This is a genomic window from Paracholeplasma brassicae, assembly GCF_000967915.1.
Taxonomy (GTDB): Bacteria; Bacillota_I; Bacilli_A; order Acholeplasmatales; family UBA5453; genus Paracholeplasma; species Paracholeplasma brassicae.
Genome location: NC_022549.1, coordinates 1424226 through 1450678, shown reverse-complemented (window position 1 = coordinate 1450678; position 26453 = coordinate 1424226). Strand labels below are relative to the sequence as shown.

The window sequence follows — 26453 nt, the reverse complement described above, 5'->3', positions numbered from 1 at the left end:
AACGAGGTGACGTCATGCAATATCAACGCGTATTATTGAAAATGAGTGGTGAAGCATTAAAAGGTCATACAGAATTCGGTATCGATCCACAAACCGTGCTTAAATTTGCTGAGGAAATCAAGCAAGTGAAAGCCATGGGAACTGAAATTGGTATCGTTGTCGGTGGTGGCAATATTTGGCGTGGTAAAACCGCTGAAGGATTAGGTATGGACCGTGCGCAGGCTGACTATATGGGGATGCTTGCAACCATCATGAATGGCCTTGCCATTCAAGATGCCCTTGAAAAAATAGGCGTTCCAACCAGAGTGATGAGTGCGATTAGCGTCGCTGAAGTTTCAGAGCCATACATTAGACGCAGAGCAACAAGACACCTCGAAAAAGGAAGAGTCGTTGTTTTTGTTGGTGGGACAGGTTCACCCTATTTTTCAACGGACACAGCGGCTGCATTACGTGCGGCTGAAATTAACGCTGATGTCATATTGATGGGCAAAAATGGTGTGGAGGGTGTTTATGATAAAGACCCTAGAAAACACAATGATGCCGTCATGTATCATGAACTATCACACAAATTAGTTCTTGAAAAAGGACTCGAAATTATGGATTCAACCGCCGCATCGTTATGCAAAGATAACGGAATTGACCTTGTCGTATTCAACATGAACATTCCAGGGAACATTAAACGTGCCGTGATGGGCGACAAAATCGGAACAACCGTAAAATAAGGAGAAAACTTATGAACGAACAAGCAGATATGCTTTTAATGGAAATTGAAGAAAAAATGGAAAAAGCAATTAGTGCAACCAAACACGAATTTTCAACAATTCGTACAGGCCGCGCTAATCCTGCCTTACTTGATTCTATCATGATTGAATATTATGGTGTTTTAAGTCCAATCAAACAAATCTCATCAATCACAGTTCCTGAAGCGAATCAATTATACATCAAACCGTTTGACCGTTCTTCTTTAAGAAATATCGAACACGCCATTGGTGCGTCAAACCTTGGTTTAACGCCTCAATCGGATGGTGTTGGTATTCGATTAGTCCTACCTCAATTAACTGGGGAAAGACGTAAGGAATTAAGTAAAACGGCTGAAAAATTATCAGAACATGGAAAAGTTGCGATTCGTAATGTGCGCCGTGACGGTAATGATCAAATCAAGAAATTAGGTTTAACTGAAGATGCTGAACATGGCTATTTAGAAGATGTTCAAACCTTAACAAATACGTATATTGAAAAAATTGAAGAAGTCACTGCGATTAAAATTGAAGAGATCATGGCTATCTAATTTGTATAAATTGTGCTATATTTATATTAAAGGAGGCTACACAAATGAAAAAACAGAACTTAAGTGTATTAGAAATGGTCTTAGTCATCATTCCTTTTACAAATGCTTTTGGAATCGACCGATTCATCATGGGAGATAACAAATGGGGTCTTATTAGATTACTCATTGGTATATTTACTGTTGGTACGGTTGGTTTTGTACTTTGGATTATTGATTTGGTATTCCTTGTGATGGGCAACTATCAAACCGATATGATGAAATACATTAATAAGTAATAACGATTAGAAAATGCCTAGTGATAGGCATTTTTTCTTTTAGAGCCACACGGGTGCTTAGTCTGATATTGTGGGAAATAGTGAAATGTGTTTAAATGATTCAACAAATAAGGTATAATAAGAACTTAGAATGGGGCATTTATATGAATATAAATAGGTTAAAACAAAAACAAATACCACAACATTTAGCAATTATCCTTGATGGTAATGGACGATGGGCCAAAAAAAGAGGATTACCTCGAACCGCTGGTCATTATCAAGGCGCGATGAATGTTGCAAAAATTGCAAATGCCTGTGATCAACTCGGCATCAAATATTTAACAGTATACGCATTTTCAACAGAAAATTGGAAAAGACCAAGTGATGAGGTTGATTACTTGATGACGATGCCAGTAAAAGAATACCCAAAGTATAAAGATAAGGTTTTGGGTTCAAATATCAAAATCAAACACGTCGGAAGAAAAACAGTCCTTGCTAGCGATGTGCTAGAATTAATCAACATGTTAGAAAAAGAGACGAACGATCATACTGGACTGACCTTGCAAATCGCATTTGACTATGGGTCTTTTGAAGAAATCACGCAAGCGTTTGAAAAAGCAAGTCAAATGGGGGTAAAGATTCAAAATGGGAATGATTTATATCCATTTCTTTACGTCACTACCCCGGTGGATCTATTGATTCGTACGAGTGGTGAGCTAAGGCTATCGAATTACCTACTTTGGCAGGCAAGTTATGCGGAGTTTTATTTTACAAAGGTTCACTGGCCATCGTTTAACGAAAGACAATTGAGTAAGGCGATTAAGACGTATCAAAAAAGAGATAGAAGGTATGGAGGTCTCAATAAATGAAACAACGAATTATTACAGGTATCATCTTGTTATTAACACTAATTCCAATCGTAATCTTTGAACCTCTATTTTTTGTATTTCAATTAACCATGATTTTGATGGTTGTCGTTGGGGCAACGGAATTAATTAATATGTACAATAAAGAAAAGAAAATGAGCTTTATTCCAATGGTAATCACTGTGATTGCATCGGTATTTGTTTATCTATCGGCAGTCATTGCCTGGAACAATGACACATCCTTGTCGTATTTGATGCCAATTGACATCAAAGTGAATTTTGTGGCGATTTCCATGGCGGTGACTTTGATTATGTTTGCGTTACTCGTTTTTTATAAAGACTTTGATGGCGCAGATATCGGCAAATCGATGACAATTATTTTCTATATCGGTATGAGTGTGGCTGCGGTTTCAATTTTAAGGATTTTAGGTGTTCGATTTATTGCTTATTTATTCATTATTACGATATCGACAGACATGTTTGCCTACTTCTTTGGAATCAAGTTTGGTAAGCATAAGATGATTCCTCGAATCAGTCCGAAAAAATCATGGGAAGGCGCGATCGCAGGCACTGTGTTCGCAACCATCTTTGGCGTCTTATTTGCCTTGTTCTATGGGTATTTATTCCCGGCAGGTAGCTTTTTAAATGAAAGTGGGCAAATGACTTTATTAGAGAACTTCTCATCGATTGGTGCAAAAGCACTTTGGATTCAAGCGCTTGTCATCGTGCCAATTAGCTTTATTGCATCTATTGTAAGTCAAATTGGTGACTTGGTTGCCTCAAAACTAAAAAGGACTTATGGAATTAAGGACTTTGGAAAAGTATTTCCGGGTCATGGTGGTATTTTAGATCGTTTTGACTCAGCGATGTTTGTTGCGTTGTTTCTTGTTTCCGTCTTTATGATGATGAATCAACTATTTCCGATTGCAATATGAAGTCGATCTATTTATTAGGAGCCACAGGCTCAATTGGGACTCAAACACTCGATATTCTTGAAAAATACAAAGATTTGTATCGTTTAGTCGGGGTTAGTTTGGGTATCCGTAACCCAAAGTTAAATGAACGTATCATTGAGGATTTCAAACCTGAGGTGGTCTGTCTTAGAAATGAATCTGATTTGGCGTATTATGAATCAAAGTATAAGAACATCAAGTTCGTTTATGGAAATGATGGACTAATTAAGATTGCAACTCACTCAAAAAAAGGTTTATTGATAAATGCGTTAATGGGTTCTGTTGGACTAGAACCGACGATTGCCGCAATCAAGAGTAAAAAAAGTGTTGCAATTGCAAATAAGGAAACCTTAGTAATGGCCGGGGATTTGATTATGAAACTTGCTAAGGATTATAAAGTCAGTATTTTACCGGTCGATAGTGAGCATAATGCGATTTTTTCATGTCTTCAAGGTGAAAAAATTGAAGATGTATTAAAGATTACAATTACAGCCTCTGGTGGTTCATTTAGAGATAAAGACAGAGACCAGTTAATGAATGTAACCAAAGAAGAAGCGTTAAACCATCCAAACTGGAAAATGGGCAGTAAAATAACGATTGATTCAGCCACCATGATGAACAAAGGGCTTGAAGTCATTGAGGCGCATCATTTATTTCAGTTACCTTACAACCAAATAAAAACGGTGTTACACAAAGAAAGCATCGTTCATGGGATGGTAACGTTTAAAGATCAATCACTAAAGGCTGTCTTAGGATCGAGTGATATGCGGATGCCGATTTTATACGCATTGAGTTATCCTAATCATTTAGATTTGGATATCAAACCACTCGATTTTGATGCCATTGGTCAATTAACATTCAAACCGATGGACTTTCAAAGATACCCACTGCTTGAGCTTGCTTATCAAGTTGGTAAAAAAGGCGGATTGTATCCAACCGTTATGAATGCAGCAAACGAGAAAGCCGTTGAACTCTTTTTAGAGGGAAAGATTGGTTTTCTAGACATAGAAAGACGTGTTATTGAAGCAGTAGAGACGTTTTCTGAAAACAAAGAAAACCCGACGATTGAAGAAATACTAGAAACAAATAAGAAGATTTATGAAAGAGTAGGCAGTTAATATGGATATGATTATCAACATTTTGGCGTTTGTATTTTCCTTAGGAATAATCATCGCATTACATGAATTAGGGCATTTTATTTTTGCAAAACGTGCAAATATTTTATGTCATGAATACGCAATAGGTATGGGACCGGTTGTTTATCAAAAGAAAAAAGGTGAAACACAGTATTCACTTCGTGCAATACCAATCGGTGGCTTCGTCTCGATGGCAGGTGAACAAATCGAGCAAGCACTAATCAAAAAAGAACAACACGTTGGCCTCAATTTTATTGACGGCAAAGTGAGTGAAATCATTTTAAATCCAACGCACGTTAAACATGAACAATCGCTATTTATTACCGCATACGATTTGTATGATCAAGCAGATGATGGGCTATTTATTAGCGGTGTATCCAATCAAATCGAACATCGTTTTGAAGTTCTAAGCGATGCATCGTATGTATTCACAGAAAAGAAAAAGATGCAAATTGCACCTTATAATCGATCATTTGAATCAAAAACGTTGTGGCAACGCTTCTTAACGATTTTTGCTGGACCAGCAATGAACTTTATTTTAGCATTTTTCCTATTCTTCGTGGTTGCCGCATTTCAAGGTAAACCATTAGAAAGACCGATGATTAATGAAATCGTTGAGAACAACCCGGCTCAAATTTACGGCATACAGGAAAACGATGTAATTAAATCCATCGGATCGTTTGAAATTGCAAGTTGGAGTCAAATTGGTGGGGCTTTAATGCACTATGCAGGAAGTAAAGACGTACCAGTTAAAGTATTAAGAGATGGCAATGAGCTTGTTATAAACGTCACACCTAGAGTCGATATCAACAGCATGGGCTTATCAAATTTTGATGGTAATGAAATTGAATACGCGCCTGTTGGTGCACGTGTGGCATCGGTTTATGGTAAAGCAGTCGGAACAGATGACAAACCATTAATGATGTTAGGTGACGTCATTATTTCTGCTAAAGTAGTAAAAACGGGTGTGTCACATGTTATTCTAAGCTTTAGTGACTTGATTGACTTCGCTAATCAGTTTGAAGGTGGCAAGGTCACATTCACCGTCTTTAGGGACGAAACGTCTCTCGAAGTGACTTATGAAATATGGGAACCAGGTGTTCTAGACTCACAAGATATTCCGGTGTATCAATCCGTTTTAGGCATTTCACCAGACACAGGTTTTAATTTAGGCTACACCTTTACTGAAGGCTTTAGACAAATTGGACGTTCTGCGATGCAAGTGGTTAAAGTTTTAGGGTTATTATTTGGTGGTTCTGATCAAATTGGATTAAATGACATGTCTGGCCCAGTTGGTATATTTAACATTGTTGGATCCTATGCGAGAGAAGGTTTAATTGTGCTTCTTTGGTTTATTGGGTTCTTAAGTGTCAATATCGGTATTATGAACTTACTACCAATTCCGGCGCTTGATGGTGGCCGATTAGTCTTTTTAGGTATTGAGGCAGTGATTCGAAGACCAATTAATAAAAAAGTCGAAAATACAGTCAATAACGTAATGTTTATTTTGTTATTGGTGTTATTTGTCTATATTACATTCTTTGACATAGGGAGGATATTTGCTTGAAAATATACACCAAACGTGGTGATTTAGGCGAGACCGATTTAATCGGCAAAAGAACTTTAAAATCCGATGTGATTATTGAACTTGTTGGACAAATCGATGAGGCGTGTGTACGTATTGCTTATTGTAAGCATGAGATAAATCATCAAGAGGTTCTTGATGAACTTTCTTCAATCAATAATCACTTGTTTACGATTTCCTCGGCATTAGTTGATGTCAATCACCGATTGAATTTATCGATAAGTGATCAGAGCGTTGCTTCACTTGAGATGAAGATAGATCAAATAGAAGCGTCATTGGTACCACTGAAAAATTTTATTACATACGACGGCACACTAGCTGCAATACACATATCAAGCCTACGAAGCCAAATTAGAAGTATTGAGCGACTACTTGTTAAAGTAGAAGCAAACAAAGAAATGATTCAGTATGTGAACCGACTGAGCGATTATTTGTTTGTGTTGATGAGACAAATAAATAAGGAAGCGGGAAACAAAGAGAAGAAGTTAGAAACAATCAAATAGCGTAAAAAACACCAGAAAAGCGATAACAACTGGTGTTTTTTTTGATTATAACAGGCGTACGCGCGCGTATTATATATAAAGGGGAGAGTAGGATAAAAAAATAGCATGATGAAACGCCGGTTGAGGTTGTCGATAAGCCAAAAAAAGGGTAAAAAAAGATGATAAAAAGTGTTGACAAAGAAAATGGATTGATATAGAATAGAACACGGCGACAACGAGAAGCTCACGAAAGAAAAACAAAAAACAAAACTTGAAAACAAAAAGGTTGACAAGCGAAGTTGGAAATGTTAGAATAAATGAGCGCCTTAAAGAGGTCGCAAGATAGGTCTTTGAAAACTGAATGATGATGAGGAAATTACGAATTAAAAAAAACAATTCTAATGGATAAAAAAAGAAATTAGAGCTAAAGAGAAAAACAAAACATAAACATATTTTATGGAGAGTTTGATCCTGGCTCAGGATGAACGCTGGCGGCGTGCCTAATACATGCAAGTCGAACGCAATGCCTTCGGGTGTTGAGTGGCGAACGGGTGAGTAACACGTAGGTAACTTACCTCTAAGACGAGGATAACGGCTGGAAACGGTCGCTAAAACTGGATAGGACAATTGGAGGCATCTCTGATTGTTTAAAGGGGCTTTCGGGCCACACTTAGAGAAAGACCTGCGGCGCATTAGCTAGTTGGTGAGGTAGAGGCTCACCAAGGCGATGATGCGTAGCCGGACTGAGAGGTCGAACGGCCACATTGGGACTGAGACACGGCCCAAACTCCTACGGGAGGCAGCAGTAGGGAATTTTCGGCAATGGGGGAAACCCTGACCGAGCAACGCCGCGTGAATGAAGACGTATTTCGGTATGTAAAGTTCTTTTATTAAGGAAGAATGTCGTTGGTAGGAAATGACTAACGAGTGACGGTACTTAATGAATAAGCCCCGGCTAACTATGTGCCAGCAGCCGCGGTAATACATAGGGGGCAAGCGTTATCCGGAATTATTGGGCGTAAAGGGTGCGTAGGCGGTCTATTAAGTCTGAGGTGTAAGTGCAGGGCTCAACCCTGTGATGCTTTAGAAACTGGTAGACTTGAGTGAGATAGAGGCAAGTGGAATTCCATGTGTAGCGGTAAAATGCGTAAATATATGGAGGAACACCAGTGGCGAAGGCGGCTTGCTGGGTCTATACTGACGCTGAGGCACGAAAGCGTGGGGAGCAAACAGGATTAGATACCCTGGTAGTCCACGCTGTAAACGATGAGTACTAAGTGTTGCGATAACGCAGTGCTGAAGTTAACATATTAAGTACTCCGCCTGAGTAGTACGTACGCAAGTATGAAACTCAAAGGAATTGACGGGACCCCGCACAAGCGGTGGATCATGTTGTTTAATTCGAAGATACCCGAAAAACCTTACCAGGTCTTGACATACTCTGCAAAGCTATAGAGATATAGTGGAGGTTAACAGAGATACAGGTGGTGCATGGTTGTCGTCAGCTCGTGTCGTGAGATGTTGGGTTAAGTCCCGCAACGAGCGCAACCCTTATTGCTAGTTACCATCATTAAGTTGGGGACTCTAGCGAGACTGCCAGTGATAAACTGGAGGAAGGTGGGGATGACGTCAAATCATCATGCCCCTTATGACCTGGGCTACAAACGTGATACAATGGCTAAAACAAAGAGAAGCGAAGCAGTGATGTGGAGCCAAACTCAGAAAAATAGTCTCAGTTCGGATTGGAGTCTGCAACTCGACTCCATGAAGTCGGAATCGCTAGTAATCGCAAATCAGCATGTTGCGGTGAATACGTTCTCGGGGTTTGTACACACCGCCCGTCAAACCACGAAAGTTGGTAATGCCCAACGCCGGTGGCCTAACTCGCAAGAGAGGGAGCCGTCTAAGGCAGGATCGATGATTGGGGTTAAGTCGTAACAAGGTATCCCTACGGGAACGTGGGGATGGATCACCTCCTTTCTAAGGAAAACAAGGCTTAAGAAGCCGAGATCGCATCTCGTAAAGAGATGATACAAACCAATTCGTAATGAAATCATCATATTCAGTTTTGAAAGACTTAAGAGTTTTTCAGTAAAAAAAAAGAAGTTTTAGATTAGATCTTTGAAAAGTAGATAAATTCTGTCGTAAGGTTAAGGAAGTAAGGGCACACAGTGGATGCCTTGGCACTAAGCGCCGATGAAGGACGCAACTAACAGCGAAATGCTACGGGGAGCGGTAAGTACGCGACGATCCGTAGGAATCCGAATGGGGGAACCCGGCATGTAGAAGACATGTCACTCTAGCAATAGAGGGGGATACGCAGGGAACTGAAATATCTAAGTACCTGCAGGAAAAGAAAGTAACAACGATTCTTCTAGTAGCGACGAGCGAACGAGGAGGAGCCTGATTATTCTAACAGTTACAAAATCAATTAATAGACGAGCAAGTTGGGAAGCTTGACCATAGAAGGTGAAAGTCCTGTAGTCGAAATTAATGGATCTGGGAATAACGAAAAGTAGGGCGGGACACGAGAAATCCCGTTTGAAGAACGGAGGACCATCTCCGAAGGCTAAATACGACTTAGTGACCGATAGTGAACCAGTACCGTGAGGGAAAGGTGAAAAGAACCCCGGAAGGGGAGTGAAAAAGATCCTGAAACTGTGTGCTTACAATTAGTTAGAGCACGTTAATGTGTGATAGCATGCCTTTTGTAGAATGAACCGGCGAGTTACGATATAGAGCAAGGTTAAGCCTAGAGGGGTGGAGCCGAAGCGAAAGCGAGTCTGAATAGGGCGAATAAGTTGTATGTCGTAGACCCGAAACCGGGTGAGCTAGCCATGAGCAGGTTGAAGTTTATGTAAGAGTAAATGGAGGACCGAACGAGGACACGTTAAAAAGTGTTTCGATGACTTGTGGCTAGGGGTGAAATTCCAATCGAACTCGGAGATAGCTGGTTCTCCCCGAAATAGCTTTAGGGCTAGCGTTAGCAAATAGTTTTATGAAGGTAGAGCACTGAATGTGTGATGGCCCCACCTCGGGGTACTGAGCCCAATCAAACTCCGAATGTCATAAAATGTGGCTAGCAGTCAGACTGTGGGTGATAAGGTTCATGGTCAAGAGGGAAAGAGCCCAGATCGCCAGATAAGGTCCCAAAATTCATGCTAAGTGGCAAAGGAAGTGGAGATGCACAAACAACTAGGAGGTTGGCTTAGAAGCAGCCATCCTTTAAAGAGTGCGTAATAGCTCACTAGTCGAGTGACTCTGCGCCGAAAATGTACCGGGGCTAAGCATGATACCGAAGCTGCGAATTTGGATTGATATCCAAGTGGTAGGGGAGCGTTCTAACAGGGATGAAGGTAGATCGTAAGGACTACTGGACTGGTTAGAAGTGAGAATGCCGGTGTAAGTAACGAAAAGACAGGTGAGAATCCTGTCCGTCGAAAACCCAAGGTTTCCAGGGGAAGGTTCGTCCGCCCTGGGTAAGTCGGGGCCTAAGGTGAGGCTGAGAAGCGTAGCCGATGGATAGCAGGTAGAGATTCCTGCACTAGTTTATAGACTGATGGAGTGACAAAGGAGGCTAACGTCCGCCCCTGAATGGATTGGGGACAAGGAACTAAGGTTGGTGTGTAGGCAAATCCGCACACTTTAATTAAGACTGAGGTTCGGTAGGTAAAGGATGATGACGTCAAACTTTCAAGAAAAGCTTCTAGGGTTAATCTATAGACTACCCGTACCGTAAACCGACACAGGTGGGTAGGTAGAGAATACTAAGACGCGCGAGAAAACCCTTGTTAAGGAACTCGGCAAAATGACTCCGTAACTTCGGGATAAGGAGGACTTTTAATGAAAAAAGAAAGTCGCAGAGAATAGGCCCAAGCGACTGTTTATCAAAAACACAGGTCTCTGCAAAACCGTAAGGTGAAGTATAGGGGCTGACACCTGCCCGGTGCTGGAAGATTAAGAGGAGATGTCAAGCAATGAAGCATTGAATTGAAGTCCCAGTAAACGGCGGCCGTAACTATAACGGTCCTAAGGTAGCGAAATTCCTTGTCAGGTAAGTTCTGACCCGCACGAAAGGTGTAACGATTTGGGCACTGTCTCAACAAGGGACTCGGTGAAATCAAGCTGCCGGTGAAAACGCCGGCTACCCGCGACAGGACGAAAAGACCCCATGGAGCTTTACTGTAGCTTGATATTGACATTCGGTGTACTATGTACAGGATAGGTGGGAGACTAAGAAGCTAGGACGTTAGTCTTGGTGGAGTCAACGTTGGGATACCACCCTTGGTGCATTGAGTGTCTAACTTGTGGATGTGTAATCCAAAGGACAGTGTCTGGTGGGCAGTTTGACTGGGGCGGTCGCCTCCCAAAGAGTAACGGAGGCGCCCTAAGGTACCCTCAGAATGGTTGGAAATCATTCGTAGAGCGCAAAAGCAGAAGGGTGCTTGACTGCGAGACCAACAAGTCGAGCAGGGACGAAAGTCGGGTTTAGTGATCTTACGGTACCGCATGGAAGGGCCGTGACTCAACGGATAAAAGCTACCCTGGGGATAACAGGCTTATCGCTTCCAAGCGTTCACAGCGACGAAGCGGTTTGGCACCTCGATGTCGGCTCGTCGCATCCTGGAGCTGAAGAAGGTTCCAAGGGTTGGGCTGTTCGCCCATTAAAGCGGCACGCGAGCTGGGTTCAGAACGTCGTAAGACAGTTCGGTCTCTATCCGTCGTGGGCGTTGGAAATTTGAAGGGAGCTGTCCTTAGTACGAGAGGACCGGGATGGACGTACCGCTGGTGCACCAGTTGGCCTGCCAAGGCCACAGCTGGGTAGCTACGTACGGACGGGATAAACGCTGAAAGCATCTAAGCGTGAAGCCCCCCTTAAGATGAGATTTCCCATTAGCAATAAGTAAGATCCCTTAGATACGATGAGGTTGATAGGCTAGGTGTGGAAGTGCGGTGACGCATGAAGCTGACTAGTACTAATAGATCGAGGACTTAACCTTACAATAATACAGAATTTATCTAGTTTTGAGAGACGTCTGGTGACGATAGCGAAGTGGACACACCTGTTCCCATACCGAACACAGTAGTTAAGCACTTCAGCGCCGAAAATAGTACCTGTAGGTGCAAAGATAGGACGTTGCCGGGCTAATCTTAAACGCCTAAATAGCTCAGTTGGTTAGAGCACCTGACTGTTAATCAGGGGGTCCTAGGTTCGAGTCCTAGTTTGGGCGCCACTGATTACTTCAATCGGCTTTTAGGCCGTTTTTTTTATAAAAAAATAGACTTAGTAGATAGTTATAAACCCAGTTAAAGACATTTCACTGTTTTTTTAAAAATCTCCTTTACAGTTTATCAAAGTATGATATAATATTATTACGACACGTCTGGTGACGATAGCGAAGTGGACACACCTGTTCCCATACCGAACACAGTAGTTAAGCACTTCAGCGCCGAAAATAGTACCTGTAGGTGCAAAGATAGGACGTTGCCGGGCAAATCTTAAACGCCTAAATAGCTCAGTAGGTTAGAGCACCTGACTGTTAATCAGGGGGTCCTAGGTTCGAGTCCTAGTTTGGGCGCCACTATTTAAATCAAGTCCACAATTGTGGATTTTTTTTATTTATGGGTACATACTGTTTAATGGAAAGTTTGACAAATTGAAAAATAATATGTCTCTGTAATAAGTAGCCCGATCCATTTTAAAACAGTAGAACAAGCAATCAACATCATGGATGTCTCTTGTGATACTTAATTACTCTATTCGAACCATTTCTTATCAACTTGTCTATTTGCATGATCAACTTTTATTGGTTGACTACGTATATGAAATTGACGTTTTCATAGATATCCCCTCAAATACGAAAAAGAGTAAGTTTTATTCTTATCTATTTAATAGACTCATGGCATTTCGACTTCACTTAGGTAGTAAGTAGTTGTATCTTACGTTTTCGGCAAGAAGTTTACCGTTTAAGTAATAAGAAGCTATTCTTGATTCCGTTTTCCAAAAAGTAATTAAAGCAATTAACCGTTTTTAACAGTCATTCCAGGTTTGTAACTTTCATGTGAATTAATTTAGTATGAAAAGATACTTTCATCAAGTAGATGAATTAAACTGTGTTGTGTTGTCCAATCAGGTGATTAGTATCAATAAAGTAAAAGAGTATCTATATAGGGTTGCATCATTTTTCAACCTGAAAACTAGGTAAATGGTTATCAAAATAGTCTGCAGACCGTTCTTCTTGATACGCCATGAATATTGAAAACATTTTCATAGCATAAAGTTTGTCTAACAACGCCACCTAATCCAGCGTAATCTGGTAGGCACATGTAACCACACAATCACTTTCTCTACAAATCTTTGTTATGCAATTACAAAACAATTGCATTTCATGAGTTTTTTTATCTAGCGATTCCTAAATCTTTTTTAGAAGCAAACAAAGAAATGATTCAGTATGTGAACCGACTGAGCGATTATTTGTTTGTGTTGATGAGACAAATAAATAAGGAAGCGGGAAACAAAGAGAAGAAGTTAGAAACAATCAAATAGCGTAAAAAACACCAAAAAGGGCAACCGGAAGGTGTTTTTTTGATAAAAGAGGGGATGTACGCGCGCGTATTATATATAAAGGGGAGAGTAGGATAAAAAAATAGCATGATGAAACGCCCGTTAAGGTTGTCGATAAGCCAAAAAAAGGGTAAAAAAAGATGATAAAAAGTGTTGACAAAGAAAATGGATTGATATAGAATAGAACACGGCGACAACGAGAAGCTCACGAAAGAAAAACAAAAAACAAAACTTGAAAACAAAAAGGTTGACAAGCGAAGTTGGAAATGTTAGAATAAATGAGCGCCTTAAAGAGGTCGCAAGATAGGTCTTTGAAAACTGAATGATGATGAGGAAATTACGAATTAAAAAAAAACAATTCTAATGGATAAAAAAAGAAATTAGAGCTAAAGAGAAAAACAAAACATAAACATATTTTATGGAGAGTTTGATCCTGGCTCAGGATGAACGCTGGCGGCGTGCCTAATACATGCAAGTCGAACGCAATGCCTTCGGGTGTTGAGTGGCGAACGGGTGAGTAACACGTAGGTAACTTACCTCTAAGACGAGGATAACGGCTGGAAACGGTCGCTAAAACTGGATAGGACAATTGGAGGCATCTCTGATTGTTTAAGGGGCTTTCGGGCCACACTTAGAGAAAGACCTGCGGCGCATTAGCTAGTTGGTGAGGTAGAGGCTCACCAAGGCGATGATGCGTAGCCGGACTGAGAGGTCGAACGGCCACATTGGGACTGAGACACGGCCCAAACTCCTACGGGAGGCAGCAGTAGGGAATTTTCGGCAATGGGGGAAACCCTGACCGAGCAACGCCGCGTGAATGAAGACGTATTTCGGTATGTAAAGTTCTTTTATTAAGGAAGAATGTCGTTGGTAGGAAATGACTAACGAGTGACGGTACTTAATGAATAAGCCCCGGCTAACTATGTGCCAGCAGCCGCGGTAATACATAGGGGGCAAGCGTTATCCGGAATTATTGGGCGTAAAGGGTGCGTAGGCGGTCTATTAAGTCTGAGGTGTAAGTGCAGGGCTCAACCCTGTGATGCTTTAGAAACTGGTAGACTTGAGTGAGATAGAGGCAAGTGGAATTCCATGTGTAGCGGTAAAATGCGTAAATATATGGAGGAACACCAGTGGCGAAGGCGGCTTGCTGGGTCTATACTGACGCTGAGGCACGAAAGCGTGGGGAGCAAACAGGATTAGATACCCTGGTAGTCCACGCTGTAAACGATGAGTACTAAGTGTTGCGATAACGCAGTGCTGAAGTTAACATATTAAGTACTCCGCCTGAGTAGTACGTACGCAAGTATGAAACTCAAAGGAATTGACGGGACCCCGCACAAGCGGTGGATCATGTTGTTTAATTCGAAGATACCCGAAAAACCTTACCAGGTCTTGACATACTCTGCAAAGCTATAGAGATATAGTGGAGGTTAACAGAGATACAGGTGGTGCATGGTTGTCGTCAGCTCGTGTCGTGAGATGTTGGGTTAAGTCCCGCAACGAGCGCAACCCTTATTGCTAGTTACCATCATTAAGTTGGGGACTCTAGCGAGACTGCCAGTGATAAACTGGAGGAAGGTGGGGATGACGTCAAATCATCATGCCCCTTATGACCTGGGCTACAAACGTGATACAATGGCTAAAACAAAGAGAAGCGAAGCAGTGATGTGGAGCCAAACTCAGAAAAATAGTCTCAGTTCGGATTGGAGTCTGCAACTCGACTCCATGAAGTCGGAATCGCTAGTAATCGCAAATCAGCATGTTGCGGTGAATACGTTCTCGGGGTTTGTACACACCGCCCGTCAAACCACGAAAGTTGGTAATGCCCAACGCCGGTGGCCTAACTCGCAAGAGAGGGAGCCGTCTAAGGCAGGATCGATGATTGGGGTTAAGTCGTAACAAGGTATCCCTACGGGAACGTGGGGATGGATCACCTCCTTTCTAAGGAAAACAAGGCTTAAGAAGCCGAGATCGCATCTCATAAAGAGATGATACAAACCAATTCGTAATGAAATCATCATATTCAGTTTTGAAAGACTTAACAGTTTTTCAGTAAAAAAAAGAAGTTTTAGATTAGATCTTTGAAAAGTAGATAAATTCTGTCGTAAGGTTAAGGAAGTAAGGGCACACAGTGGATGCCTTGGCACTAAGCGCCGATGAAGGACGCAACTAACAGCGAAATGCTACGGGGAGCGGTAAGTACGCGACGATCCGTAGGAATCCGAATGGGGGAACCCGGCATGTAGAAGACATGTCACTCTAGCAATAGAGGGGGATACGCAGGGAACTGAAATATCTAAGTACCTGCAGGAAAAGAAAGTAACAACGATTCTTCTAGTAGCGACGAGCGAACGAGGAGGAGCCTGATTATTCTAACAGTTACAAAATCAATTAATAGACGAGCAAGTTGGGAAGCTTGACCATAGAAGGTGAAAGTCCTGTAGTCGAAATTAATGGATCTGGGAATAACGAAAAGTAGGGCGGGACACGAGAAATCCCGTTTGAAGAACGGAGGACCATCTCCGAAGGCTAAATACGACTTAGTGACCGATAGTGAACCAGTACCGTGAGGGAAAGGTGAAAAGAACCCCGGAAGGGGAGTGAAAAAGATCCTGAAACTGTGTGCTTACAATTAGTTAGAGCACGTTAATGTGTGATAGCATGCCTTTTGTAGAATGAACCGGCGAGTTACGATATAGAGCAAGGTTAAGCCTAGAGGGGTGGAGCCGAAGCGAAAGCGAGTCTGAATAGGGCGAATAAGTTGTATGTCGTAGACCCGAAACCGGGTGAGCTAGCCATGAGCAGGTTGAAGTTTATGTAAGAGTAAATGGAGGACCGAACGAGGACACGTTAAAAAGTGTTTCGATGACTTGTGGCTAGGGGTGAAATTCCAATCGAACTCGGAGATAGCTGGTTCTCCCCGAAATAGCTTTAGGGCTAGCGTTAGCAAATAGTTTTATGAAGGTAGAGCACTGAATGTGTGATGGCCCCACCTCGGGGTACTGAGCCCAATCAAACTCCGAATGTCATAAAATGTGGCTAGCAGTCAGACTGTGGGTGATAAGGTTCATGGTCAAGAGGGAAAGAGCCCAGATCGCCAGATAAGGTCCCAAAATTCATGCTAAGTGGCAAAGGAAGTGGAGATGCACAAACAACTAGGAGGTTGGCTTAGAAGCAGCCATCCTTTAAAGAGTGCGTAATAGCTCACTAGTCGAGTGACTCTGCGCCGAAAATGTACCGGGGCTAAGCATGATACCGAAGCTGCGAATTTGGATTGATATCCAAGTGGTAGGGGAGCGTTCTAACAGGGATGAAGGTAGATCGTAAGGACTACTGGACTGGTTAGAAGTGAGAATGCCGGTGTAAGTAACGAAAAGACAGGTGAGAATCCTGTCCGTCGAAAACCCAAGGTTTCCAGGGGAAGGTTCGTCCGCCCTGGGTAAGTCGGGGCCTAAGGTGAGGCTGAGAAGCGTAGCCGATGGATAGCAGGTAGAGATTCCTGCACTAGTTTATAGACTGATGGAGTGACAAAGGAGGCTAACGTCCGCCCCTGAATGGATTGGGGACAAGGAACTAAGGTTGGTGTGTAGGCAAATCCGCACACTTTAATTAAGACTGAGGTTCGGTAGGTAAAGGATGATGACGTCAAACTTTCAAGAAAAGCTTCTAGGGTTAATCTATAGACTACCCGTACCGTAAACCGACACAGGTGGGTAGGTAGAGAATACTAAGACGCGCGAGAAAACCCTTGTTAAGGAACTCGGCAAAATGACTCCGTAACTTCGGGATAAGGAGGACTTTTAATGAAAAAAGAAAGTCGCAGAGAATAGGCCCAAGCGACTGTTTATCAAAAACACAGGTCTCTGCAAAACCGTAAGGTGAAGTATAGGGGCTGACACCTGCCCGGTGCTGGAAGATTAAGAGGAGATGTCAAGCAATGAAGCATTGAATTGAAGTCCCAGTAAACGGCGGCCGTAACTATAACGGTCCTAAGGTAGCGAAATTCCTTGTCAGGTAAGTTCTGACCCGCACGAAAGGTGTAACGATTTGGGCACTGTCTCAACAAGGGACTCGGTGAAATCAAGCTGCCGGTGAAAACGCCGGCTACCCGCGACAGGACGAAAAGACCCCATGGAGCTTTACTGTAGCTTGATATTGATATTCGGTGTACTATGTACAGGATAGGTGGGAGACTAAGAAGCTAGGACGTTAGTCTTGGTGGAGTCAACGTTGGGATACCACCCTTGGTGCATTGAGTGTCTAACTTGTGGATGTGTAATCCAAAGGACAGTGTCTGGTGGGCAGTTTGACTGGGGCGGTCGCCTCCCAAAGAGTAACGGAGGCGCCCTAAGGTACCCTCAGAATGGTTGGAAATCATTCGTAGAGCGCAAAAGCAGAAGGGTGCTTGACTGCGAGACCAACAAGTCGAGCAGGGACGAAAGTCGGGTTTAGTGATCTTACGGTACCGCATGGAAGGGCCGTGACTCAACGGATAAAAGCTACCCTGGGGATAACAGGCTTATCGCTTCCAAGCGTTCACAGCGACGAAGCGGTTTGGCACCTCGATGTCGGCTCGTCGCATCCTGGAGCTGAAGAAGGTTCCAAGGGTTGGGCTGTTCGCCCATTAAAGCGGCACGCGAGCTGGGTTCAGAACGTCGTAAGACAGTTCGGTCTCTATCCGTCGTGGGCGTTGGAAATTTGAAGGGAGCTGTCCTTAGTACGAGAGGACCGGGATGGACGTACCGCTGGTGCACCAGTTGGCCTGCCAAGGCCACAGCTGGGTAGCTACGTACGGACGGGATAAACGCTGAAAGCATCTAAGCGTGAAGCCCCCCTTAAGATGAGATTTCCCATTAGCAATAAGTAAGATCCCTTAGATACGATGAGGTTGATAGGCTAGGTGTGGAAGTGCGGTGACGCATGAAGCTGACTAGTACTAATAGATCGAGGACTTAACCTTACAATAATACAGAATTTATCTAGTTTTGAGAGACGTCTGGTGACGATAGCGAAGTGGACACACCTGTTCCCATACCGAACACAGTAGTTAAGCACTTCAGCGCCGAAAATAGTACCTGTAGGTGCAAAGATAGGACGTTGCCGGGCTAATCTTAAACGCCTAAATAGCTCAGTTGGTTAGAGCACCTGACTGTTAATCAGGGGGTCCTAGGTTCGAGTCCTAGTTTGGGCGCCACTGATTACTTCAATCGGCTTTTAGGCCGTTTTTTTTATGCATTTTTTTGCCTATTAAATCAACACTGTGCTATAATAACAATCGAGGAGTGATGATATGGATTTTATTTATGAGAGTAATCGAATTTATGCTGCAGACGAACAGGGTAATGTTCTTGCTGAGGTTGTCTTCCCATTAGAAAAAGATGGCGTTGTGAACATCAATCGTACGTTTGTTGATGCCACTTTACGTGGTGGTGGTGTCGCTGCTAAACTTTTAAACTTAGCATATGAACACATTAAAGCACAGGGATTAAAAGCCATTCCTAGTTGCTCTTACGCCGTGACTTTTTTTAAACGTAATCAAGATAAAAATGATATTTTAGTCGATTTGGATTTAGATTCAATCAAGGTAGAATGTTCGATTTAGTTGTAACAAGAGACTGAGTTTAACACTCAGTTTTTTTTTGAAAAATTATAAGAAGAGAATGTCATCGTATCTAACAACTATGTTATAATGGTTACGAATTCAATCGAGGGATAAATAATGGAAACAAAATTAGAGAAAAATGTGTGGATATTAACCATACCGATTTTTATTGAACTTGCATTTTTCATTTTAATGGGATCTGTGGATACACTTATGATCAGTTTTTATGAAAAAATAACACCTTCAGCAGTTGGTAGTGTAGCAGCGGTTGGAAATGCGAGTACGGTGATTAACTTATTTGGTGTCTTGTTAAATGTAGTTGCTACCGGAATTGGGGTTGTTGTTTCACAGTATTTGGGGGCAAAAAAACAAAAAGAAGCGAAAGAAACGATTTCAAGTGGCATATTAATGCAAGTTTTTGTTGGTTTATTCATTAGCTTGCTACTGATATTTTTAGGTAACCTTCTGTTTATTGTCATAGAAACACCGGTTGAAATTAGAACACTGTCTTATGATTATCTTTTTTACACAGCAATATCATTAATATTCGTTTCCATTGGTAATGCAATTAGTGCTGGATTAAGAAGTTTCGGACACGCTAAAAAAGTGATGTATACCGTAATATTTGCGAATTTAGGAAATGTATTCTTTAATTATATGTTCATATTTGGTCGATTTGGTGTGAATGAAATGGGAGTTGCTGGTTCGGCAATCTCGACATTGATTATGCGTTTTATTCAGCTCGTAATTTTAATGTTTCTACTCAAACGATTGATTGGTGTTAAACCGCTTAAGCCAACCTATAATCAAGAACATTCTAAGAAAATACTGCGTATTGGTATTCCATCCGCACTTGAGAATATGACGTATAATTTGATGCAGTTCGTTGTTTTATCTTTTATCAACAAATTAGGAACACAAGTCATTTCTGCTCGAACGTTTGTTAATACGATCATGAGTTACATCTTTTTATTTTCTGGGGCTTTCGCCTCAGGTAATGCGATTGTAACTGGCTATTACATTGGCGAAGGGGATTATCAAGGCGCATATAAAAATACGCTTAAAACCGTTTTGTCAACGTCTGTCATTGTCTTAGTCATTGTGACAGTGATCAATTTGTTGTCTTATCAAATTGCCTCGTTATTAACCGAAGATAAAGTCGTGATTCAAACCATAAGAAACGTCTTATGGGTCTGCTTTTTATTAGAAATCGGTCGAGTTTTAAATCTAGTTGTGATACAATCTTTAAGAGCAACCGGAGATACGTTATTTCCTTTAATTATGGCTGTAATTAGTATGCTTGGCTTAGGAATCCCATTTGCTTATTTGTTTTCAAATACGCTTGGATTAGGCCTTGTTGGCATCTATTTAGGTTACAGTGTTGATGAAATGTTTAGAGGCGTTATAATGACAGTTAGATGGCTTAAGAAATCATGGATGAATAGATCATTAGTTGAGGGGTAAAAAAATGAGAAAACCAGTAATAATTGCTGTTGCAGGTGGTAGTGCTTCAGGGAAAACAACCGTTGTCAAAGAAATCTTAGATAAATTAGATTTAAAAGACGTTGAGATAATTAAACACGATGATTATTATTTAGATCAAACGAATCTTTCGATGGACGATCGAATCAAAATTAATTACGATCATCCGAGTTCGCTTGACAACGACTTGCTTGTTTCACATATCGATGGGTTACTGAAAGGTCACGCAATTGACTGTCCAACCTATAATTTTGTTACTAACAACAGAAGTGCAGAAACAAGAAGAATTGAACCTAAGAAAGTGATTATATTAGAAGGAATTTTAATATTAACAGATTCAAGAATAAGAGAACTTAGTGATATCAAACTCTATGTTGAATTAGATGATGACACAAGATTCATTAGACGTCTTCAAAGAGACATCGCAGAACGTGGAAGAACGGTTGAAAGCGTCATTGATCAGTATTTAAATACCGTAAAACCGATGCATCATAAACACGTTAAACCAACCAAGCGATTTGCAGATGTGATTATCCCTAATGATTATAAACATAGCGTAGCGGTTGATATTATCGTGTCAAAAATCAAAATGATTTTGGGTGAAGATAAATGAAATTAATTGTCGGAGCAATGATAGAAGAGATTAGTCAAATCATCGAAGGGTTTGGATTATCTAAGATAAGATTTAATGGACAAATAGAACTTTATAGTGGTAAAATAAATGATGAAGAAGTAATGGTTCTACAAACAGGAATAGGAAAAACTAACGCTGCAATGTCACTTAGCGCTGTGTTATCTTGTTATAACATTGAAGAGGTAATCAATATTGGCATCGTAGGAGCAACAAAACCTTTTACATCAAACGAAGTTGTCGTTATCAATGAAGCGAGCTACCATGATTTTGATTTAACCGTATTTGGTTATGAAAAAGGACAAGTACCGAGAATGCCAGTATACTACGAATCAAATCAGGCATCAATTATGAAGTTTAAGAGACTTTTAAATGCAAAAGAAGCAAGACTTTACACGGGTGATTCCTTCACCTTAAACACGGATTTAACAGGTGTTTTTGATATGGAAGGCGCTGCCTTGTATCAAGTTAGTTATCGTTTTGCTGTTCCAATTGCGGCAATTAAAGTGGTATCCGATGTCATTGGTGAGGATTCACAACATGAGGATTACAAAACATTTGAAAAGAATTGTAGTATTCGCTTATATGAATTAATCAAACACTATTTCATGGAGGGTTAAACGTATGAAAGGCTTACTTATTTTATCTGATTTTTGTGAAGATTTAGAAGCGTTAGGAACTAGGGCTTTATTAAAGCGTGCCCAAATCGAGATTGACACAGTGACATACAATGAAACCAAAGAAATTACAACGGCTTTCGGGTTAGACGTAAAAGTGGATTATCACATGGACGAAGTTGATTTAGATGACTATGGTTTCCTAGTAATACCTGGTGGTAAATACGTAGCCATGATTATCGAATCGGATACAAGAATAAAGAGCTTGGCTAAAATCTTTGAAACTGAGGATAAAATGATTGCAGCAATTTGTGCAGGACCTCGTTTTCTAGGTGAAATGGGCATATTAGAAAACAAGCAATATACCATTTATAAAGGTCTTCAAGAAGAATCTTATAAGGGGATATACAAAGAGGAACTAAAAGCAGTCACTGACGGGAAAATAATTACTGGTCGTGGCGCAGGTGCAACGATTGAATTTGCGCTAGAAATCATTGCTTTTGTTAAGTCAAAAGACACTGCTAAACAAATCAAAAACAGTATTTTGTTTTAATTGAAAAAAAGTGAAAAACGTATTGACAATCGCATTTTTGATGGTATAATTATAAATGCGCTTGTTAAAAATTGGCCCGTTGGAGAAACGGTTAACTCACATGCCTTTCACGCATGCATTCACGGGTTCGAATCCCGTACGGGTCACCATAACAAATGTACTCATAGCTCAATTGGATAGAGCGTTTGACTACGGATCAAAAGGTTGGGGGTTCAAGTCCTCCTGGGTACGCCATCGGGAAGTAGCTTAGCTTGGTAGAGCGCCTGGTTTGGGACCAGGAGGTCGCAGGTTCAAATCCTGTCTTCCCGACCACTTAGAATTGCGGGTGTAGTTTAATGGTAGAACCACAGCCTTCCAAGCTGTTGACGTGGGTTCGATTCCCATCACCCGCTCCAAGTGAATTTTAAATACGACAATTAGTCGTATTTTTTTTCGTGTGTGCCGGGTATGGCATATAACTAGGTGGTGAAAGTCCACTGTGGGGGTACTCACTAACCAAACACTAACGAAGCACAAGGTATCCATCGTGAGGTGAGAGGGGAGAAATATTTTAATTATTAGCCTCTACTCGATTCTTGAGTGAAAACCAAGACAAGGTGTTAGTAAATCTGATGTGATTAAATTACCGTTTATGCATGAAATTGTTTCTTATATGAAAATAACTATGACGTTCTATTAGGGTAGAATTAAAAATGTCTCACTCAATTTTTTAATAATCAAAGAATTTAAAACAAAACTGGACTTTTATTGAAAAAGGTGTATAATACTTTTTGTGTGACAAAACTGATTAACGGAGTACAAATTAAACACATGAAGATTATGATTATAGGTTATGCCTCAACGGGTAAAGCAAAATTAGCAAGTTTATTTAGTGATAAATACCAATTAACTCAACTCAATATGGAAGACATTATTTACGATGAAAATAGAGTAAAACAACCAAAGAAACTAAGTTATCAGCAATTGAATCGCTTTTTACGTAAAAATGAAAATTGGGTTATTAATGGTAATTACAGTTCTTGTCAATTTTTAGAAAGAGCTGAACAAGCCAGCCTGATTATTGTATTAAAGTTTAATCGCTTTACATGTTTAAAAAATGCGTATCAAGCGCGTAAGACAAAGAATCAAGGTTGGATGAAATGGCTTCTTTATAGTGGACGTAATAAATATCGTCAACAAAAGTTTAATCATCTCATCAAGAGACATCCGGATAAAGTTTGTGTTATTAAAAATCAAAAACAATTAGATGACTACCTATTAAAGTTAGGAATTAGTCCTCAAAACAATAAATAGTCGAACATTCGATTATTTTTTTTTACTCAGTGTCGATTAGGACATATGTGTCCTTGCTTATTTGGTTGTGTCGATATAAAATGTGTTTAAAGGCAAGGCTTATGCCGTTATATCGTGATAATATTCAAAGTACATAGTCCCCACTAACCACTTGTCTATTTTGATCGATGCCTGAGACATTCTTAATGTCATTTGAGTCAATGGCACGAAATAACTTAAATTCCCCAAAGCAATTTAAGATTAATGAGTGCCAAAAACTCAATTCCTAAAAATTCAAGTAAAGAAAGATAAACACCCCCCGTTTATCTTTCTTTTTTATATTGGCTTCATTTATTACGTAAATTAATTGAAAACAAGGTATAATAATCATATAGAATGATGTAAATTTTATAAACGTATGGGGGTTTTCCTGTGATTGAATTTCTTGAGGGGATTAGTAATAACTATATCGAAATATTAAATAACATAATTTTGCTTTTTGGATTAGGCTTTTTATATGCGGCATCCAATGTTTCACCAAAATCGAAAAAAATAGTTCCCTCAATTCTCTCTGGTATTATCATTGGATTGTTTATCTTGATGATTATGATAAATCCTTGGTCAATTCAAGAGGGGTTAATATTTGACGTTAGAAGTGTCATCTTAAGCGTCTCAGCGTATTTCTTTGGTTTAATACCAGCACTTGTTTCTATGATTTTACCAATCATCTACCGTATGATTATTGGTGGGTCTGGGGTATACTCGGGTGTTTTTACCATCCTAATATCGGTTGGAATTGGTCTATCTTGGCATCACATTAGAAAAGTACTTCAACTAAAGAGTATCGTTATTGAGTTTTATTTGTTTGGTCTGTTGGTTCATTTGCTTGTATGGTCGGGGTTTGTTATGATCTCATACCCAAACAACTTCATTTTAATGCGTGAAACATTTGTTCCATTTATCGTTGTTTTTCCAGTGGTTAGTATGTTGTTGTTGCTGGTTATTAAGAACCAAAAAGATCGAATCGAAATAACAAAGACACTACAGGAACAAGAACTCCTGTTGAAATCAATCATCGATTCACCAAACTCGATGGAGATTTTTGCTTTGGATTTAAACCTAAAGTACTTGGCCTATAATCGTTTTCATCAAAAATCAATGAACAATTACTATGGTATCGCGATTAACGTTGGTGATGATTACTTAGATAAAATACTGAATTCTAAAATGAGGGAACGGATTTCCGACATGTTATTTCACGCTTTACAAGGACAGACACTCGTAAAGACGATAGAGATTGAGACGTCTCAAAATAAGTTTTATGAGGAGCGTTATACGCCAATACTTAAACAAAATCAAGTGATCGGCGTTACGGTAATTTCCTATGAAGTAACCGAACGAAAAAACTATGAAAATTCAATACTTTATCTGTCATATTACGACCACTTGACTGGCTTAGGTAATCGACGCTTGTATCAAGAAAAATTAGCACAATTGGAGATCAACAAAGACTTCCCATTGTCGATTGTCATGGCAGATATCAACGGTCTTAAGTTAATGAATGACGCTTTTTCACATGACGCCGGCGATGAATTATTAGTAAAAGCTTCTCAAGTGATGACTAAGCACTTTAACACCTATGGCGAAGTTTATCGTATCGGTGGCGATGAGTTTGTCATATTGCTACCTAATTCTAGTGATCAATTTACGAATCAACTCATTAATGAGCTTAACAGCGACTTAAGTCAAACAGCGGTCAAAGGGGTTTCAATCTCGGTTAGCTTTGGCTATTCAACCGCTTATCATTTAGATGAAGTTAAACAAGTAGCAAGAAAAGCCGAAGAAAATATGTACGCTCACAAGATTGCGAGCATTTCTTCGAATCGTAATCTGTTGATTAAGACCCTACAAAAAACACTCTATGAGAAGAATCCGCGTGAAGAAGCGCATTGTAAGAGAGTGTCGGTCGTTTCAAAAGCATTAGGACTAGCAATTGGTTTAGATAGCGAACAGCTTGGCTTATTAGAAGTGATTAGCTTTCTTCATGACATCGGTAAAATTGCCATAGACGAAGAAGTTCTAAATAAAAAGGATCAGCTTTCGACACAAGAATGGGAAAAAGTAAAAAAACATCCAGAGATTGGTTATCGTATTTTATCGACTGTTCCTGAATATTTTGAAGTGGCATCTGACATATTGTCTCACCATGAAAGATACGATGGGAATGGATACCCACGAGGGTTAAAAGGCGAGCAAATACCATTAAGAGCACGAATCTTAAGTATAGCTGATGCTTACGATGCGATGGTCAATAAACGACCCTACAATGAACAAAAGACGCATGAGGCAGCCATGATTGAAATAAAAGAGAATCGAGGCACTCAGTTTGATCCTAGTTTAGTCGATGTTTTTATAAAACACTTTGGATCGGAACCATTTTTTCAGAAGAAAAATGAAACGTATAAGAAATAATAATAAGTAAGTAATTTGCGGATTACATCAAAATAACGTATAATTTGAGTATCAAGTAAAGGGGTCAATTATGAATAAAGAACTAGAAAAAGTCAAGCAAACCGGTCAATTAAACAAGTTTAAAGAAGCAGACAAAGAAGTTCAACAGCAAATCGCTTATATCGAATACGATGAAGACGAGTCCTACGCAAACATCGACCTTGAAATTCAAAAAGAATCAGATATCTATCAAAAATATACTATGCTTTTTCGTAAACGTATTTCACAAGAAATTATGAACTATTTAGAAGAAGCAACGAAATATGTGCCGTTATACAAGCCAGTAAAGATTAATGTGACGCTACCGAATCAATCAATATCTGAGGAGTTACTAAAACAAATTGAACTCATGGTTGAACGAAGTTTAGCAAGACGCATCATCGATTTAAATATCATCATTAAGGACATTATCCTTAAAAGCTTTTTGATGATTATTTTCGGTTTAACATCGATGGTAGTTAACATTTTACTAGATACGTATTTTAGTATCTATATGCTTGAAGAAGTGTTTATGATTGCTTCCTGGGTTTTTATATGGAAGGCAGTTGAAGGGTTGTTTTTTGACCGAAGAAAAACACACATTTCAAAACTAAAATTACTACAAATATACTCAGCGGATTACGAATCAAAAATATAAGTTGATTGGGGTGAATCAA

18 protein-coding genes, 7 tRNA genes and 7 rRNA genes are annotated in these 26453 nt (G+C 40.2%); 31 read left to right on the top strand and 1 reads right to left on the bottom strand.

Translation table 11 applies throughout. From position 1 onward, the window contains the following. Positions 1-14 precede the first annotated feature (14 nt). From pyrH to BN853_RS06665, 29 genes are all read left to right on the top strand, one after another. Positions 15-722: a UMP kinase gene (gene pyrH, locus BN853_RS06800; protein WP_030005207.1), complete on the top strand. Its 708-nt coding sequence runs from the start codon at positions 15-17 to the stop codon at positions 720-722. Between the two features lie 11 nt (positions 723-733). Next, positions 734-1288 carry a ribosome recycling factor gene (frr, locus tag BN853_RS06795; protein ID WP_030005206.1) on the top strand — a complete coding sequence of 185 codons (555 nt, stop codon included), beginning with the start codon at positions 734-736 and terminating at the stop codon, positions 1286-1288. Between the two features lie 44 nt (positions 1289-1332). Next, positions 1333-1563: a TM2 domain-containing protein gene (locus tag BN853_RS06790; RefSeq protein WP_030005205.1), complete on the top strand. Its 231-nt coding sequence runs from the start codon at positions 1333-1335 to the stop codon at positions 1561-1563. A gap of 143 nt (positions 1564-1706) precedes the next feature. Continuing rightward, positions 1707-2411: a polyprenyl diphosphate synthase gene (gene uppS / locus BN853_RS06785; RefSeq protein WP_052591336.1), complete on the top strand. Its 705-nt coding sequence runs from the start codon at positions 1707-1709 to the stop codon at positions 2409-2411. Further along, positions 2408-3343: a CTP--phosphatidate cytidylyltransferase gene (locus BN853_RS06780; protein WP_030005203.1), complete on the top strand. Its 936-nt coding sequence runs from the start codon at positions 2408-2410 to the stop codon at positions 3341-3343. The genes uppS and BN853_RS06780 overlap by 4 nt, the downstream gene beginning before the upstream one ends. Continuing rightward, the gene (gene dxr / locus BN853_RS06775) at positions 3340-4479 is read left to right on the top strand and encodes a 1-deoxy-D-xylulose-5-phosphate reductoisomerase (protein WP_030005202.1); all 1140 of its coding nucleotides are present in this window, start codon (positions 3340-3342) and stop codon (positions 4477-4479) included. The genes BN853_RS06780 and dxr overlap by 4 nt, the downstream gene beginning before the upstream one ends. A gap of 1 nt (position 4480) precedes the next feature. Continuing rightward, positions 4481-6064 (top strand): RIP metalloprotease RseP, encoded by a 1584-nt coding sequence (gene rseP / locus BN853_RS06770; protein WP_030005201.1) that lies wholly within the window; start codon positions 4481-4483, stop codon positions 6062-6064. Continuing rightward, positions 6061-6585, top strand: coding sequence for a cob(I)yrinic acid a,c-diamide adenosyltransferase (locus BN853_RS06765; protein WP_030005200.1), 525 nt, complete (start codon positions 6061-6063; stop codon positions 6583-6585). Before rseP ends, BN853_RS06765 begins: the two co-directional genes overlap by 4 nt. A 432-nt stretch (positions 6586-7017) precedes the next feature. Next, positions 7018-8544: ribosomal RNA gene (locus BN853_RS06760) — 16S ribosomal RNA — on the top strand. A 168-nt stretch (positions 8545-8712) separates the two neighbouring features. Beyond that, positions 8713-11564: ribosomal RNA gene (locus tag BN853_RS06755) — 23S ribosomal RNA — on the top strand. 35 nt (positions 11565-11599) lie between these two features. Continuing rightward, a 5S ribosomal RNA gene (gene rrf, locus BN853_RS06750) occupies positions 11600-11710 on the top strand. An 11-nt stretch (positions 11711-11721) separates the two neighbouring features. Next, positions 11722-11798: transfer RNA gene (locus BN853_RS06745), tRNA-Asn, on the top strand. A 149-nt stretch (positions 11799-11947) separates the two neighbouring features. Further along, positions 11948-12058: ribosomal RNA gene (gene rrf / locus BN853_RS06740) — 5S ribosomal RNA — on the top strand. Positions 12059-12069: 11 nt separating this feature from the next. Then, positions 12070-12146: transfer RNA gene (locus tag BN853_RS06735), tRNA-Asn, on the top strand. Positions 12147-12922: 776 nt separating this feature from the next. After that, positions 12923-13111: a hypothetical protein gene (locus BN853_RS09230; RefSeq protein ID WP_282430947.1), complete on the top strand. Its 189-nt coding sequence runs from the start codon at positions 12923-12925 to the stop codon at positions 13109-13111. Positions 13112-13544: 433 nt separating this feature from the next. Continuing rightward, positions 13545-15070: ribosomal RNA gene (locus tag BN853_RS06730) — 16S ribosomal RNA — on the top strand. 167 nt (positions 15071-15237) lie between these two features. Next, a 23S ribosomal RNA gene (locus tag BN853_RS06725) occupies positions 15238-18089 on the top strand. A gap of 35 nt (positions 18090-18124) precedes the next feature. Next, positions 18125-18235, top strand: a 5S ribosomal RNA gene (gene rrf / locus BN853_RS06720). Together the 16S, 23S and 5S rRNA genes with 3 tRNA genes alongside form the textbook arrangement of a ribosomal RNA operon. Before the next feature lie 11 nt (positions 18236-18246). Continuing rightward, a tRNA-Asn gene (locus BN853_RS06715) sits at positions 18247-18323 on the top strand. A gap of 96 nt (positions 18324-18419) precedes the next feature. After that, entirely contained in the window at positions 18420-18731 is a 312-nt protein-coding gene (locus BN853_RS06710; RefSeq protein ID WP_030005199.1) for a GNAT family N-acetyltransferase, read from the top strand. Between the two features lie 117 nt (positions 18732-18848). After that, the gene (locus tag BN853_RS06705; protein ID WP_030005198.1) at positions 18849-20195 is read left to right on the top strand and encodes an MATE family efflux transporter; all 1347 of its coding nucleotides are present in this window, start codon (positions 18849-18851) and stop codon (positions 20193-20195) included. A gap of 4 nt (positions 20196-20199) precedes the next feature. Then, entirely contained in the window at positions 20200-20826 is a 627-nt protein-coding gene (gene udk, locus BN853_RS06700) for a uridine kinase (protein ID WP_030005197.1), read from the top strand. Beyond that, positions 20823-21464, top strand: a complete 642-nt coding sequence (gene mtnN, locus BN853_RS06695) for a 5'-methylthioadenosine/S-adenosylhomocysteine nucleosidase (RefSeq protein ID WP_030005196.1) — start codon at positions 20823-20825, stop codon at positions 21462-21464. The genes udk and mtnN overlap by 4 nt, the downstream gene beginning before the upstream one ends. 4 nt (positions 21465-21468) lie before the next feature. Continuing rightward, entirely contained in the window at positions 21469-22014 is a 546-nt protein-coding gene (locus BN853_RS06690; RefSeq protein ID WP_030005195.1) for a DJ-1/PfpI family protein, read from the top strand. A 73-nt stretch (positions 22015-22087) separates the two neighbouring features. Further along, positions 22088-22163, top strand: a tRNA-Glu gene (locus tag BN853_RS06685). 8 nt (positions 22164-22171) lie between these two features. Further along, positions 22172-22248: transfer RNA gene (locus BN853_RS06680), tRNA-Arg, on the top strand. A 1-nt stretch (position 22249) separates the two neighbouring features. Further along, positions 22250-22326: transfer RNA gene (locus tag BN853_RS06675), tRNA-Pro, on the top strand. Positions 22327-22335: 9 nt separating this feature from the next. After that, positions 22336-22409: transfer RNA gene (locus BN853_RS06670), tRNA-Gly, on the top strand. 415 nt (positions 22410-22824) lie between these two features. Further along, positions 22825-23307: a P-loop NTPase family protein gene (locus BN853_RS06665; RefSeq protein WP_030005194.1), complete on the top strand. Its 483-nt coding sequence runs from the start codon at positions 22825-22827 to the stop codon at positions 23305-23307. 124 nt (positions 23308-23431) lie between these two features. On the opposite strand, the gene BN853_RS08985 is transcribed toward BN853_RS06665, so the two are convergent. Further along, positions 23432-23569, bottom strand: a complete 138-nt coding sequence (locus BN853_RS08985; protein WP_157869949.1) for a hypothetical protein — start codon at positions 23567-23569, stop codon at positions 23432-23434. Between the two features lie 149 nt (positions 23570-23718). Between BN853_RS08985 and BN853_RS06660 the strand changes: the two genes are divergently transcribed. Then, positions 23719-25758 carry an HD domain-containing phosphohydrolase gene (locus tag BN853_RS06660; protein ID WP_030005193.1) on the top strand — a complete coding sequence of 680 codons (2040 nt, stop codon included), beginning with the start codon at positions 23719-23721 and terminating at the stop codon, positions 25756-25758. Between the two features lie 70 nt (positions 25759-25828). Beyond that, positions 25829-26434: a hypothetical protein gene (locus BN853_RS06655; protein WP_030005192.1), complete on the top strand. Its 606-nt coding sequence runs from the start codon at positions 25829-25831 to the stop codon at positions 26432-26434. Positions 26435-26453: the final 19 nt, after the last annotated feature.

Bases quoted from the DNA above. Each gene is read 5' to 3' on its own strand.
- pyrH (WP_030005207.1), top strand. From the start codon at position 15: ATGCAATATCAACGCGTATTATTGAAAATGAGTGGTGAAGCATTAAAA.
- BN853_RS06655 (WP_030005192.1), top strand. From the start codon at position 25,829: ATGAATAAAGAACTAGAAAAAGTCAAGCAAACCGGTCAATTAAACAAG.
- BN853_RS06690 (WP_030005195.1), top strand. From the start codon at position 21,469: ATGAAAGGCTTACTTATTTTATCTGATTTTTGTGAAGATTTAGAAGCG.
- rseP (WP_030005201.1), top strand. From the start codon at position 4,481: ATGGATATGATTATCAACATTTTGGCGTTTGTATTTTCCTTAGGAATA.
- mtnN (WP_030005196.1), top strand. From the start codon at position 20,823: ATGAAATTAATTGTCGGAGCAATGATAGAAGAGATTAGTCAAATCATC.
- BN853_RS06665 (WP_030005194.1), top strand. From the start codon at position 22,825: ATGAAGATTATGATTATAGGTTATGCCTCAACGGGTAAAGCAAAATTA.
- BN853_RS06705 (WP_030005198.1), top strand. From the start codon at position 18,849: ATGGAAACAAAATTAGAGAAAAATGTGTGGATATTAACCATACCGATT.
- BN853_RS06790 (WP_030005205.1), top strand. From the start codon at position 1,333: ATGAAAAAACAGAACTTAAGTGTATTAGAAATGGTCTTAGTCATCATT.
- dxr (WP_030005202.1), top strand. From the start codon at position 3,340: ATGAAGTCGATCTATTTATTAGGAGCCACAGGCTCAATTGGGACTCAA.
- udk (WP_030005197.1), top strand. From the start codon at position 20,200: ATGAGAAAACCAGTAATAATTGCTGTTGCAGGTGGTAGTGCTTCAGGG.
- uppS (WP_052591336.1), top strand. From the start codon at position 1,707: ATGAATATAAATAGGTTAAAACAAAAACAAATACCACAACATTTAGCA.
- BN853_RS06710 (WP_030005199.1), top strand. From the start codon at position 18,420: ATGGATTTTATTTATGAGAGTAATCGAATTTATGCTGCAGACGAACAG.
- BN853_RS06780 (WP_030005203.1), top strand. From the start codon at position 2,408: ATGAAACAACGAATTATTACAGGTATCATCTTGTTATTAACACTAATT.
- frr (WP_030005206.1), top strand. From the start codon at position 734: ATGAACGAACAAGCAGATATGCTTTTAATGGAAATTGAAGAAAAAATG.